A 12,880-nucleotide genomic window follows, 5' to 3' on the forward strand; every position below is an offset into this window, starting at 1 on the left:
GACGTACGCGAGCGCTGCGGGGTTGGTGGTGATGTCGACGGTGGTGTACTCGATGCCCTTCTTCTCGAGCACCCGGTAGGTCATGGTGCACTGCACGCATGACGGTTTCGAGTAGACGGTGAGCATCAGTCGTCCCACCGGTCGCCGCGGTGCGGGTCGTGCTCGTCGTTGACCGGGGACCAGGCGTGCAGCTCGGCCCACTTCTCGGCGGCGTCGGTGTGTCCGGTCTGGGTAAGGATTCTCAATCAGATTTGTCAAGCCAGCGGGGGCGTTCAGGCTCATCTGTTCTTCGTTCTCTCCCAGCGTTTTCTTGCCTGGAAGGCACGTAGTGCCGAGCAGGGTCGAAGGGGGAGCGCAACCCGGAGGGCGGAGGAGGAGAGGTTGTCGGCGCGATGTGAGGGAGCGCAGCGACCGCGTGTCGAGAACCTCGGAGGAGCCGGCCGCGCAGCGGCTTGCGCGGACGCCGGAGGCCCGTACGCTGCCGAAGGCTTCCAGGCAAAATGCGCGCAGCGCACAGCACCGCGTCGACCGGAGGTCGGCGTCCATGTCAGTGCCCGCATCCGAGATCGTCTGCGCACCAGGAACGTGCTGCTCGATCGGGGTGCACGTGCGCTGTCTCTGTATGCAGCGCGTACCGCTGAGAAGCCGCATATCTCCGCGGAACAGGTCGGTTCCGCCGCGCCACGGGTGCGAGCATGACCGTAGGAGGCCGGGATGCGTGACGCGGTGATGGTCGTCGAAGACGACGTCGAGATGGGCGAGCTCATCAAGCGGGGTCTTACCGGCGACGGCTACGACGTCGCCCTGTTCTCGAACGGGGTCGACGCGCTGAACGCGGCGCGCGACGCGGACTACGCCGCCGCAGTTCTCGACGTGATGCTCCCCGGAATGAGCGGCTTCGAGATCTGCCGGCACCTGCGCGCGAGCGGTGCCACGCTCCCGGTGATCATGCTCACCGCCCGCGACGCCCTGCAGGACCGCGTGTTCGGCCTCGACGCGGGCGCCGACGACTACCTCGCGAAACCGTTCCACTTCGAGGAGCTCTCCGCCCGCCTCCGAGCGATGATCCGCAGAGAGCACCTCACGAACCGGGCACCGGTCGTGCTGGGAAATCTGCGCGTCGACCCCTACGCGCACGCCGCGACGGTCGACGGCGCCGTCCTGCCTCTGAGCCCCAAGGAGTTCGGCGTCCTCCGCGCGCTCGCGGCGCGCGCCGGGGACTTCGTGCCGCGGGAGGAGATCCTGCTCGAGGTGTGGGGGTCGGCGGAGTTCGTGGACCACAACATCGCGGAGCAGTACATCAGCTACCTCCGCCGCAAGCTGGCCGCGGGCGGGGCGTCGGTCGAGATCCTCACCCGACGGGGTGCGGGCTATCGCCTCGGGGTGACGCCGTGAGCTGGCGGTCCCTGTCGATCCGGGTGCGGATCACGGTGTCGAGCCTGCTGGTCGCGATGCTGTTCTTCGGGATCGTCGCGGTCGTCGTGCGCGAGCAGCTCGATCACATCCTCGATGCCTCCACGATCGAGCTGGTCCGCTCGGGAGCGTCGCAGGCGCTGATCGAGGAGAGCCGCGACACCGCCGAGGCCGTCGTCGGCGGCGTCAGCACGACGCTCCTGATCGCCCTCGCGATCCTGTTCGTCGCGTTCGCTGTGACGTCCTGGGTCCTGGTCGGCCTCGCGCTGCGCCCCGTCGGCAGGATGCGCGCGATCGCCGACCGGCTGCGCCAGGGACGCTCCACCGAGCTGCTCCCGGTCGGGCCCGCCCGCGACGAGCTCTCCGACCTCGCCTCGACCCTGAACGCGCTGATCGCGGACCTGCGGGAGTCGGCGGACCGGGAGCGGCGGCTCGTCGCCGACGCGAGCCACGAGCTGCGCACCCCGCTCGCCGCGCTGCGCACCCGGCTCGAGCTCGCTGAGCGGGTCCGCGACGATCCGGCGGCTCTCTACGCCGATGTCGTCGACGCGCGCCGCTCGATCGACCGCCTGCAGTCCCTGACGGACGGGCTGCTGATCCTGTCGAGGATCGACGCGGGCATCGCTACCGGCGACGCCTCCTCGGCGGCTCTGCGGGAGGAGGTAGCCGACAGCATCGACCGCGCCCGGATGCTCGCCCGCGAGCGGGACCTCGCGATCGACTTCGTCGCCCCCGCCTCGATCGTCGCCGCCCGGTACCCGATCTCCCCGACCGATTTCGGCCGGATCCTGGACAACCTGCTCGCGAACGCCGTCACTGCGACGCCCGACGGCGGCAGCGTCAGCGCGACCCTCGTCGAGCGCGCCGAAGAGATCGTCCTCTCCGTCGACGACGACGGCCCGGGCGTTCCTGACGCGTTCCTCGCGGTCGCGACTGACCGTTTCACCCGCCCGGATGCCGCCCGCTCCCGCGACGGCGGCGCCGGCCTCGGGCTCGGGCTCGCGATCGTCGCCGGTCTCAGCCGCGCCGCCGGCGGCGAGCTCCGACTCCGCAACCTCGCCCCCCACGGCCTCGGTGTCGACGTCCGCATCCCCGCGACGCAGCCCCACCCGACCTCTCGCAAGGAGCACCGATGATCGACCCCCAATCCCTCCTCGACGGCGCCGGCCCCTGGGCGATCGCCCTGGTCTGCCTGATCGCCTTCGTCGAGACGGGCCTGCTGATCGGGTTCTTCCTCCCCGGTGACACCCTCCTCTTCTTCACCGGTGTCTTCGTCGCGACCGGCGTGATCTCCCTGCCGGTGCCGCTGGTGATCCTGATGGTCGCCGCCGCCGCGTTCCTGGGCGACCAGCTCGGGTTCGTCATCGGCCGCGCGAGCGGGCCGCGGATCTTCGAGCGCAAGGACAGCGGGCTCTTCAGCCGCTCGAGCGTCGCCCGCACCCAGTCGTTCTTCGACCGGTTCGGCGGCTGGGCGGTCACCATCGCCCGCTTCGTGCCGGTCGTGCGCACCTTCGCCCCCGTCGCCGCCGGCGTCGGGAAGATGCACTACGGCCACTTCGTCGGCTTCAACGCACTCGGCGCCGCCGTCTGGTCCACCGGCGTGATCCTCCTCGGCTTCTTCCTCGGGCAGATCCCCGGCGTCGCGGACTTCGTGGGGAAGTACATCGACATCGTCCTCGTCGGCATCGTCGTTCTCAGCCTCGCCGGCATCGCCCTCACCTACTGGCGGCAGAAGAACCGCGCCGGACGCGACGCCTGAGCCCAGCGCTCAGGGGGTCGCCGTGACGGCCGCGCGCGGTCGGCGGAGCGCGATCACCGCGACCAGCAGCAGGAACACCGCGAGGGCCGCGAGCGTGACCGGGCCGGTGCCCAGGCCCAGGCCCTTCTGGGCGACGGGATCCGCGAGCCAGTCGCAGACCGAGGCGCCGAGCGGTCGCGTGACGACGTAGGCGGCCCAGAACGCGAGGACCGCGTTCCGCCCCGTCAACCGGTGTGCGAGAGCGGGGATCGCGATGATCGCCGCGAACAGGACGGCGGAGGGCAGGTAGCCGAAGCCGAGGGTCGACGCGGTCAGGTCGCCCGCTGCGGTGCCGAGTGCGAACGTCCCCGAGACGGCGAGCCAGTAGAACGCGGCGCGGCGCGGCGTCGTTATCGAGTGGATCGACAGCGTCCGCTCCGCCCGCCACCACAGGGCGAAGACCGCGGCGAGCGCCACCGCGAACCCGAGAGTCGAGACGAGGTACGGGACTCCGGCGACCACGTGCAGCACGTCGGCGGCCATCGTGCCGAAGACGCTCACCATCAGCACCGCCGTCCAGTACACCCACGGGATGTACCGGCGGGCCGCGAACTGCAGCGCGAGGGCGGCGAGGAACGCGAGCCCGGTCACTCCGACAACGATCACCGGGTCGAACGCGGTCGCGAGGAAGTCCGACGCCGTCTCGCCCATCCCCGTCGTCAGCACCTTGAGGACCCAGAACAGCGCCGTCGCCTCGGGCACCGTCGAGGCGGCGTAGCGGCCGGCGAGGAGGCGGGAGCGGATCCGAGGGAGCGGAGGGCGGCGCTGATCGGTGAGATGCGTCATGCCGCCATGGTCGGGCAGTCTGCGGCACCCGGGGCTGGGGGCTTCGCCGGGTCCGTTGAACAAGCGCACAGCGACCCGCTCACCGGCAGCGCTGCCCGCTGCCTTCCGCCGTCATCTGGTCGGACGGTGCCCGGAGAAGCGCCGCCAACGGAACGACGGTGATGCAGCACGTTCGGTGTGCAGCCTGACCGCGAGCGGCGCCCAGACGATCAACGCCACCCCGGCGCCCAGGAGCAGCCCGCCGACGGTGTCGGAGATCCAGTGCGCACCGAGGTAGGTGCGGCTGAGCATCATCGCCACCGTGTAGAGGGCACCGGCGATCCGGACCCACCACAGGGGGAAGACGATCGCGAGGACCACCGCGGTCGTGGCCGCGTTCGCGCTGTGTCCGGAGGGGAAGGAGCCGAAGTCGGCGTTCACGAGGATCTCCAGCGGCCGTGGACGCCCGACCGCGTTCTTGAGGATCTGCACCAGCAGCCCGCTGAGCGGCGCGGCGATCGCGAAGTACGTCGCAGCCCAGCGACCGCGCCAGAGCAGCAGCGCCGCGAAGACGACCAGAGGAATCACGATCGTCCCGAGGATCCCGCCGCCGAGGCTGTTCATCACCAGCGACGGGACCAGCCAGAACGTGGACCGGTGCTCGATGATCTCGTTCATCCAGGCGGTGTCGAACCCGAACGGCTTGTCGTGCTCGCGGTAGAAGATCAGCGCGGCCAGAAGTCCCGTGAGCAGCACCGCGAGGCCCGCCGAGATCAGCGGCCAGCGTCGCGCCGCCCGATAGGCGATCGCACCATCGGCCAGGGGTCCGCTGTTCGGCATCAGTGCCGTCCTCCTCGCTCGGCGCGCAGCACGCCGGAGGAGTCCACGCTACGAATGCGCGGGCTCCGGGTGCGGAGGATTCCCCCGCATCCGTTGTGAAAGCACAGAACCTGAGCCCATCGGCTCGGTACCGACCTGGTCGAACCGCGGAGCTTCGGGTCGTTGTGAGCAAACACAACGCAGCACGGCGCATCCCGAGCCGCCGCCCACGTCCCGGCTGGGACTCTGCGGGCATGGACATCTCAACGACGGCAGCACCGTCCCGCGGCCGGCGGCTGCTCAGCAAGGTCCCCGAGGTCACGATCTGGTTCTGGATAATCAAGATCCTCTGCACCACGGTCGGTGAGAGCTTCGCCGACTGGATCAACATGGTCCTCGGCGTCGGCCTCATCGCGACGGCTGTGATCTTCATCATCGTCACCGCGGTCGTGCTCGCCGTGCAGATGCGGCTGCGACGCTACGTGCCCGCCGCGTACTGGCTGACTGTCGTGGTGATGAGCGTCTCCGGCACCCTGCTCACCGACATCCTCACCGACCAGCTCGGAGTGCCTCTCTGGGCCAGCTCCCTCGTCTTCTCGCTGCTGCTCGTGATCGTGTTCGGCGTCTGGTATTCGAAGGAGCGCACCCTCTCGATCCACAGCATCGACACCACCCCGCGGGAGGCGTTCTATTGGGTCACCGTCCTGGTCACCTTCGCGCTCGGCACCGCCCTCGGCGACTGGACTCTCGAGCTCACCGGCTGGGGCCCTGGCGTCTCGATCCTCCTGCCCCTCACGCTGCTCGCGATCGTCACCGGCCTCTGGCGCTACGGCGCGAACCCGGTCCTCGCGTTCTGGATCGCCTACATCCTCACCCGCCCCCTCGGCGCCAATATCGGCGACTGGCTCGGCCTGTCCCCCGACGAGCAGGGCCTCGGGCTCGGCACCTTCGTCACCAGCATCATCTTCCTGCTCGCGATCCTCGCCACCGTCGTCTACCTCTCCCTCAGCAAGGCCGATGTCGACAAGGGCGCATCCGAGCACTACACCACGCCAGTCGCCCGCGAACGCCGTTCACTCGTCGCCTTCGCGGTCCTCGCCGTCGCCGTCGTCGGGCCGCTCGCCTTCACCAACAGCCAGCCGCACACCAGTCCGGCACCGGAAGGCGCAGCCCCGGCCTGCGATGCGTCGGGAACGCTGTCCGCAGCTGACGCGAAGGCATCCGTTCAGACCGACTTCCCCTCCGCCGACGTGCAGAACTTCCAGACGATCACCGCCGACACCCTCGCCCTCGTCACCAGCGGCGATCAGGCCGGCGCGAAAGCCCGCGCCACCGACCTTGAGACCGCCTGGGACGACGCGGAGCCCGCACTGAGCGCCGCGAACTGCCAGACGTGGACCTACGTCGACCAGCAGATCGACCCCGTTCTCTCCTCCGTCCGCGCCGGCAGCCCCGACCCGGTTGTCGAGAAGACGAGCATCTAGGACCTGCTGACCACTCTCGCCGGACGCTGACATGAGGCGTCAAGGTCTTCTTTTGCGACCCGAATCTGGCCTCCTCCGACCAATTGATCACTGCCGCCCTGCCCTGCCGCCGCCGCAACGGCATCGGCGCGACTCAACACATCGATCGGAACCGGTCGGTGACAAATCGGTCCGCTACTGAACCCATGCTCGAGCTCGTAGACGCACTCCGAGCACACGGGGCTGCCGACCAGGCCGGCGTCCGCGAGGTGCTCCACCCAGGGGTGCGAGCACTCACCGCAGACCTCAGCGAGCAGAACCCGGAACCGGGCGCGGCGCGAACGGCGAGCGTCAGCTCGCCGGCGCCACTGCGAGAGGCCGACCATCACGTGAGCGTAGCGAGCGCGCCACCAAGCAATCGCGCGCTTCGCCTCATCCGCATCGCCTCTGGCGTCCCGTTTGGGGATTCCCATACGGACGGTAACTAAGGATCTATCCGGCGGTGATCAGCTCGCCGGGCGCACCGAGAGACGCGAGGTCGACATCGCCCTGTGACGTCAGGAGCTCTCCGCTGATCCCGTCGTAGACGGCGGTGAAGACGTCCACCCGATGGAGGTCGAAGCCATAGGGCACGTCTGTTCTCTCCGCGGGCGCGTGCACGGTCAGCGCCCAGACCGGCTCGTCCTGTGCGACCCAGTAGTGGTCCGCGAGAGCGGGGTCATAAGCGGCGAGCTCCTCGTACGTGGTTCCGACCGCGTAGATCGGGTACTGCTTCTTCTCCTCCGCACTGAGCGTCGAGAGCTGGACTCCGGTGCCGTTGGCCAGGTCGAGCGCCGGGTTCGTCAGCTGCTGGACGTCGATGATCGGCCCCTCAGAGGCGGCGGTGGCGATGGGGGTGCCCGGTGGGCCCTCCGTCGGGACGGTGGGTGTCAGGGACTCCGTCATCTCTGTTGGTTCGGCAGGCGTCTCGGTGGAGATGGGGGTCGTGCTGGCGGTGGCGTCGATGGTGACGGGGCCGGAGCGGATGCGCATCGTCGTGGAGGTTTGGGTGAGGCTGACGTCCTCGGCGCCCAGCACGTCCATGAGCCACTGCTCTCGTTCGTCGGCGGCGTCGAGGCAGCCGACGTACGTCGTCGCGGGGCCTCCGGTGACCACCCATACGGAGGTCTGCAGGCCGGCGGACTGGAGGTCGTAGGTGAGCGTGTTGCAGGGACCGTCGACGCTGAGCTGCGACCGGCCGTCGGTGCCGGTGATGCGAAGGCTGACGGGGTGATCGAGCAGCCATCCGCCTGATCCTTGATCGCCGATGACAGCGGTGGTCTCGTAGACGGGCTTGGTCGCGTCTTCGGCGCTGAGCAGTTCACCCGGCAGCTGCGCCGTCGACGGCGACCCGGGGCTGCTGGCGCTCGTCGCGCATCCACTGGCGAGGAGCGCCGCGGAGAGGCAGAGGATTATGAGGGGGAGGACTCTCGCCCGCCTGACGGTCACTGGTCCACTCCGGTCTGCGTCGCGGGCGGGTTGGTGCAGTCGACCGCGGTGGTCAGTCCCGTGAATATCTCGATCCGGCCGCCCTTTTGGCACACCTGCGTTCCTGCGAGGGAGAACAAGGCGGCGTCCGTCCCGTCTGCGTCGGTCCCAGCGAGCGCAGCACACGCCGCTGCGAGCGACGCAGTGGACTGCTTCGCGGGCGTCTGAATCTCGCCCGACAGGGCGACGCCCTGCCCGTCCTGTTCCCAGCAGGTGACGGGCGCTGCGACCGGAGTGCCGCGCTCCGTCGTCACCGCCGTGAGGACAGCCGCGCTGAGGACGGCGCCGGCGATGCCGGCGAGCGTCACCGCCGCGGCCTGGCGAAGACGTCGGCGGCGGCGGATTCGGTCCGCGAGGCGTGCGCTGATGCGCTCGAGCTGCTCGTCGCTCAGGTCAGGATCGTCCATGGTCTTCTGTCCGTTCCGTCAGGGTTCTCGCCAGTGATGTCCGCACCCGCGAGAGGCGGTTGCGGACAGTCCCGTGGGACAGGCCGAGGGAGCGAGCGGCATCGCTGTAGCTGAGGTCGTCCTCGATGCACGCCGTCCAGATCGCCCGGTCCGTCGCGCTCATCTGCTCGACCAGACGCCGCACGTCGAGCAGCCGGTCGCTCGTCTCCGCGTCGACGCCGCGAGAGGCGGTGTCGACGGAGAGGGGCAGGTGGCGTCGGCGCTGCTCGCGGCGGTTGGTCGAGAAGCTGAGGTTGCGTACCGTGACCAGCAGCCAGGGCAGCACCGACTCCCCCACGATGCGCACGCCCGAGCGGCGCTGCCAGAGCAGGAAGAAGCTCTCCTGCACGACGTCCTCGGCATGACCGGCGTCCGCGAGGAAGCTTCCCGCGGCCCGGTAGACCGCGCGGCCGTGCATCCGGAAGAGAGCATCCAGCGCCGAAGGGTCACCGCCGCGAAGACGATTTACCAGCGTCACCTCAGCAGCACCGACCATCCGACATCACCCCCTCAATAGTGAATGCCCTCAGAGCACGGTTTCGTCTCAGGCGTCATTAACGAACTTTGTCGGTTCGACAGTGCCTCTGTGACCTATCCCCTACCGGACGCCCGCCAGATCATCATCCGCGCGCGACGGTCGGCCTGGCATCGCGCCGCCGTGATCATCGCTCGGGAGTCGAGGGACGGCCTTAAGGCATGTGGGAGGCGATGGCCGCGAGGGCGAAGCCGACGAGTGCGGTCGGCAACGCCAGGATGCACCAGACGATTTGCCACCCGTGGTGAGCATGGGCCCCGCTTGTCGCGCGAATGACGGTGAGGACCCAGACGCTGATAGCGCTGGTGAGGGCGACGATGCCAGCCGCGAGGAGGAAGGCTTTCCCTGCTGCGGCCTCCTCGTCGGTGGGCATCAATCCCATGCCGATTCCTCTCTCGCTGATGGAGAGGTAGGTCAGCATGACGGGCGCGACGATCATCCCGAGGACGGCGATCGCGGCGATCACCGGACTCAGGGATCCCTTCCGAGCGACGTCAACCACGCAGTGCACACTATCCGCGCGTCGCTAAGCCCCCCTGCGAGCGGGCCGCTCGTCGTCCGGCATGGAGACGCCCTGCCGGACGCCCGCTGGACCATCCCCATACGGGACGCGCACAAGGCGCTCGGGTTCGCGAGACTGAACTGATGTCGGGGTTGCTGGTCATCGATCTCGTGTCGCGCGTGATCAGAGCCCGCTGCGGCCGAGCCGCGGCGCACGAGAGGTGACGCGCCCGACGTCGGGAATCAGCACGCCTCATGATTCACGGCGACGGAGGACAGGACATCAACCGGCCGATCTGCGGCGTCGGCTCAGTGCCCAGACGAGCGCGCCCGCAAGGAGCACCGCGCAGGTCAGCCCGGCGACGTGCAGGACGAGCGACGGCATTCCGTTCTCGGGGAGCAGGAAACCGTACGGCACCCACCCGTCGGTCGCTCCGCGGACGAGCACGACGACGACCCAGACGATCGGGTAGGGCAGGACCACCCACAGCCGGCGCCAGGAGAGCGGTCCGCGGTCGGCGACGACGATCCAGTCGAGGAGGACGAGCGCGGGGAGCACCACGTGCAGGACGGCGCTGACCCAGGGCGGAGCCGTCCCGGTACCGAGTACGAGGGTGTTGTAGATCACGGCGACGACGATCGAGTAGGCCGTCGCCGCGCCGCGGACGTAGCTCAGCCACACCGGAGTCGGACGGCGGGCGAGCGCGACCGATCCGGCGACGATGAGCACCGCGCTCGCGAGGAGGCTGGTCTGGTTCGTGAAGTAGCCGAAGTAGTCGAACGGATTCGGGTCGCCGGCCGCGATGCTCAGCGCGTAGGTGTGGAGGATCACCGCGACCGCGGCTGCACCGACGGCGATGCGCGCTACACCCACGAAAGGGCGGGTCGGTGCCGGGGAACTCATCGGGTCAGCCTAGGAGCCGTTGGGCTTCCTGCTGGCCCGCGACAGACGTTCCCCTTTCCGAACCGTGCTGAGCATTTCAGGCCGAGACGCGACCACGAGGAAAGCGGTGACGTCGCTTGGCCTGAGCCGGTGGGGACGTTCTCGGAAGTGCGCAGCACGGTCGCGGTCGCGGCATGCCTGGCGGTCGTGACGGGATGCACCGCGCAGCCTGCACCGTCGGCCCCGCCTCTGGCGACGAACTCGGACGACGGCTTCACCTCCCCGCTGACCGGCGACCTAGGCGTAGCGACGTTCACCGGGAGCGACGGGACCACCGGCGCCGTCCAGTTGAGCGCGGCGGACGGCCGGCTGGCTCTGACATCCGACGAGCTCGTCATCCCCGCCGCGTCTTCCGGTCCCGACGATTCGGCATGACGGCCGACGACCTGTTCTACCTCAACCCGTTCCGGTTCCCCTCGGACGAGATCCTCCGCGTCGGTGAGGACCTGAATCTCACCGTTGCCGCCCGATGACCGCGAGCCACTCGGTTGCCCTCGACGGAGGAGCGTGATGGTCGCCGTATCGGCCGCGGCGCTCTTCCTGCCCCAGCTGCGGATGCTGCCGCGGCCCGTCATCGACCAGGAGCACCCGTGTTTCTAGCGTTCCTCGCTGGCGCCCCGGCCGTCATCGGAATCCTGTGGCTCGTCAACCTCTCAGGCGATGGGTCCCAAGAGAAGGTGCGGCGGGACACCTGCACCGGCGCTCTCGTCGTCAGCCTGCTGTTCATCGTCGGAGCCGTCGTCTACTGGTTCGTGCCGGTGGAGACGAGCAACGATGCTCAGGGATCGTTCGGCGGTTCCGCCTTCGCCGTCGCTGCGCTGGTCGTCAGCGGCATCCTCGGCCTCCTCCTCACCTTCATCCTCTGGCTCACGATGCCAAGAGGGACAGGGGTGGAGCGCGACTGATATCCGGCGCTGCTCGCACGACGATTCGATCGACAGGCGTTCACACCACTGACCCCGCGGAGACCCTTCGACAGGGCGATGAGAATCGCGCCCTGCGTAGGCTGAGCGACAGTTCGGCGGACGGAGCAGCACACACCATGACAGACACGAACGCGATCAGCCGGCTATCCGTCATGGCCGCTGCGACCGCGCTCGTTCTCGCCCTGGCCGGGTGCACGGCACCCCTCGATGGAACCGCCGTCACCAGCCCCTCGACCACCTCCACCGCTGCCAGCCTTCCTACGAACAGCCCCACGGATGACTCTGATGCAACGGACGCTCCCGCCGCCAAGTCGCTTCTGGAGCAGCTGCCCATCCGCACGTCACTCGAGAGCGTGTCCAACGATGCGAGCGGCGATCTCCTGATCGAGGAGCGAGAGGACGGGACGGTGTGGCTGTCCTTCAGCGGGCTGAGCCTGACCGGAGCAGTGGAACCGCGAGTCCTTCTCACGAGCGCACCACTCGAGGACAACGACGGCGAGTTGAGGTTCCCTGCGGACGTCGGAAGCGAGGTCGGCTCGCTGACAGCGGATGCTGATCAGGAATTGCAGATCATCGATCCCGACACGATCGGCAGCATCGAGAGCGTCCTCATCCTGGGTGTCGGTGATCCCGGCACCCGTCAGCTCGCAGCCGCTCGAGTGCCGCCCTCCACCACGGAACAGTGACGCCGCAGCGCCGCGAACGGGCATCGCCAGGCATCGCTGCCAGCACCCGCGTCGCCTCAGGAGCATCACCAACGCCCCGACTCGTCGTGGAACGCGCACGAGCTCTCATGGTGTTCTCCGCGTGAATCACCGGTCATCGATTCGGAAGGAACGCGATCCGCGCACTCCGGTTGCGATGCTCGCTGTGGCCGCCGTCGGCGTGCATCTAGTTCCCGGCTTCCTACTCGTCCACGCGTTCTACATCGGGCTCTTCGGAATCGACATCGGAGCAGGAGCCGCCTACCCGAGCAGTCACGACCTTCCCCGCGCCCGCGTCGAAGCAGACCTGGACCACGTTCTTCGCTGGCCGAGTGAACGCACGCGAAGCGTGGGCCGGCTCGTCGGCGCACTCCGGCAGCCTTTTCGAGAGGAACGCCTGACACGCTGAACGTCCGCACCCGGTAGACCATCCCCTACTGGGACGGCGACTCGCCGCGCGTTGGCGTCCCGACGTCATCGCGGCCGGCGCCGAAGTCGGGGACAGTCAGCGGGTGGGAGGCGAGTTCGATGGCTTGCTCGCGGGTGAGGTGCTGCGGGAAGTTCACATGAGCGAACCGGCCCGTGGGATCGTCCGAAGAGGACGGTATCGAGACACTGCTTCCCTGGAGGAACGTCACGATCGCATCCTGGGTGGGATCGGTGGTGACTCGGCCCAGCCTGTCGCGCAATTCGAGGAGCACCTTCTGGCCTGGCGCCGACACCTCGAGGACGACCTGCTTCGACCGGCCGGTCTCGATCCTCCGTGCCGTGGTGAACGACGCGAAGGGCGTGACCCGCGAGCGCACGCGAACCGTCTCGGCTGACAGGTCGGCGCACGGTGCAGGTTGGCGAATGGCGTGCACGACGAGCGGCAGAACGTTGAACACGACGAGCGCACCGACGAGTACCGCCAGGCGAGCAGCAAGGGGAACGGCGACCGGATCCAGTGCGTCGAAGATGACGTTGCCGCCGATGATCGCCACGACAGTGACTCCGATGAGAACACGCTCCGTCGGCGCTCCTGCGCGACTGAACCAGTT

16 protein-coding genes are annotated in these 12,880 nt (G+C 68.8%); 7 read left to right on the forward strand and 9 right to left on the reverse strand.

Translation table 11 applies throughout. The features are described 5' to 3' along the window. A partial coding sequence (locus C5C55_RS11240; RefSeq protein ID WP_146080940.1) for a glutaredoxin family protein occupies positions 1-129 on the reverse strand: 129 nt, incomplete at its 3' end. A 585-nt stretch (positions 130-714) separates the two neighbouring features. On the opposite strand from C5C55_RS11240, the gene C5C55_RS11245 reads away from it, so the two are divergent. From C5C55_RS11245 to C5C55_RS11255, 3 genes are read left to right on the forward strand one after another with little or no spacing between them, the layout of a single operon-like run. Then, positions 715-1,395, forward strand: coding sequence for a response regulator transcription factor (locus C5C55_RS11245; RefSeq protein WP_104233953.1), 681 nt, complete (start codon positions 715-717; stop codon positions 1,393-1,395). After that, entirely contained in the window at positions 1,392-2,549 is a 1,158-nt protein-coding gene (locus tag C5C55_RS11250) for a cell wall metabolism sensor histidine kinase WalK (RefSeq protein ID WP_258072543.1), read from the forward strand. Before C5C55_RS11245 ends, C5C55_RS11250 begins: the two co-directional genes overlap by 4 nt. Further along, positions 2,546-3,172: a DedA family protein gene (locus tag C5C55_RS11255; protein WP_104226507.1), complete on the forward strand. Its 627-nt coding sequence runs from the start codon at positions 2,546-2,548 to the stop codon at positions 3,170-3,172. Before C5C55_RS11250 ends, C5C55_RS11255 begins: the two co-directional genes overlap by 4 nt. A gap of 9 nt (positions 3,173-3,181) precedes the next feature. On the opposite strand, the gene C5C55_RS11260 is transcribed toward C5C55_RS11255, so the two are convergent. Both C5C55_RS11260 and C5C55_RS11265 read right to left on the reverse strand, forming a co-directional pair. Beyond that, positions 3,182-3,997, reverse strand: coding sequence for a hypothetical protein (locus C5C55_RS11260; RefSeq protein ID WP_104233954.1), 816 nt, complete (start codon positions 3,995-3,997; stop codon positions 3,182-3,184). 111 nt (positions 3,998-4,108) lie between these two features. Beyond that, positions 4,109-4,816, reverse strand: coding sequence for a phosphatase PAP2 family protein (locus tag C5C55_RS11265; protein ID WP_104233955.1), 708 nt, complete (start codon positions 4,814-4,816; stop codon positions 4,109-4,111). A gap of 233 nt (positions 4,817-5,049) precedes the next feature. Between C5C55_RS11265 and C5C55_RS11270 the strand changes: the two genes are divergently transcribed. Continuing rightward, positions 5,050-6,279 (forward strand): hypothetical protein, encoded by a 1,230-nt coding sequence (locus C5C55_RS11270; protein WP_104233956.1) that lies wholly within the window; start codon positions 5,050-5,052, stop codon positions 6,277-6,279. Positions 6,280-6,750: 471 nt separating this feature from the next. Here C5C55_RS11270 and C5C55_RS11275 read toward each other — a convergent pair whose 3' ends face one another. The 5 genes from C5C55_RS11275 to C5C55_RS11295 form a co-directional block, all read right to left on the reverse strand. Beyond that, complete coding sequence (locus tag C5C55_RS11275; RefSeq protein ID WP_104233957.1) at positions 6,751-7,746, reverse strand: hypothetical protein; 996 nt, start codon at positions 7,744-7,746, stop codon at positions 6,751-6,753. Continuing rightward, on the reverse strand, positions 7,743-8,192 hold the full coding sequence (locus tag C5C55_RS11280; RefSeq protein WP_104233958.1) for a hypothetical protein: 450 nt from the start codon (positions 8,190-8,192) through the stop codon (positions 7,743-7,745). Before C5C55_RS11280 ends, C5C55_RS11275 begins: the two co-directional genes overlap by 4 nt. After that, positions 8,179-8,727 carry an RNA polymerase sigma factor gene (locus C5C55_RS11285; protein WP_104233959.1) on the reverse strand — a complete coding sequence of 183 codons (549 nt, stop codon included), beginning with the start codon at positions 8,725-8,727 and terminating at the stop codon, positions 8,179-8,181. Before C5C55_RS11285 ends, C5C55_RS11280 begins: the two co-directional genes overlap by 14 nt. A 193-nt stretch (positions 8,728-8,920) precedes the next feature. Then, positions 8,921-9,268 (reverse strand): hypothetical protein, encoded by a 348-nt coding sequence (locus C5C55_RS11290; RefSeq protein ID WP_146080935.1) that lies wholly within the window; start codon positions 9,266-9,268, stop codon positions 8,921-8,923. A gap of 282 nt (positions 9,269-9,550) precedes the next feature. After that, the gene (locus tag C5C55_RS11295; RefSeq protein WP_104233961.1) at positions 9,551-10,171 is read right to left on the reverse strand and encodes a Pr6Pr family membrane protein; all 621 of its coding nucleotides are present in this window, start codon (positions 10,169-10,171) and stop codon (positions 9,551-9,553) included. A 129-nt stretch (positions 10,172-10,300) separates the two neighbouring features. On the opposite strand from C5C55_RS11295, the gene C5C55_RS11300 reads away from it, so the two are divergent. The 3 genes from C5C55_RS11300 (at position 10,301) to C5C55_RS11310 (ending at position 11,822) form a co-directional block, all read left to right on the forward strand. Continuing rightward, a complete protein-coding gene (locus C5C55_RS11300; RefSeq protein WP_104233962.1) occupies positions 10,301-10,585 on the forward strand; it encodes a hypothetical protein in 285 nt (94 codons plus the stop codon). A 302-nt stretch (positions 10,586-10,887) separates the two neighbouring features. After that, on the forward strand, positions 10,888-11,115 hold the full coding sequence (locus tag C5C55_RS11305; RefSeq protein WP_146080936.1) for a hypothetical protein: 228 nt from the start codon (positions 10,888-10,890) through the stop codon (positions 11,113-11,115). Between the two features lie 137 nt (positions 11,116-11,252). Further along, a complete protein-coding gene (locus C5C55_RS11310; protein ID WP_104233964.1) occupies positions 11,253-11,822 on the forward strand; it encodes a hypothetical protein in 570 nt (189 codons plus the stop codon). 452 nt (positions 11,823-12,274) lie between these two features. Here C5C55_RS11310 and C5C55_RS11315 read toward each other — a convergent pair whose 3' ends face one another. Further along, positions 12,275-12,823, reverse strand: a complete 549-nt coding sequence (locus C5C55_RS11315) for a hypothetical protein (RefSeq protein ID WP_104233965.1) — start codon at positions 12,821-12,823, stop codon at positions 12,275-12,277. Positions 12,824-12,880: the final 57 nt, after the last annotated feature.

The sequence above is a fragment of the Rathayibacter sp. AY1C2 genome (assembly GCF_002931195.1).
GTDB lineage: Bacteria > Actinomycetota > Actinomycetes > Actinomycetales > Microbacteriaceae > Rathayibacter.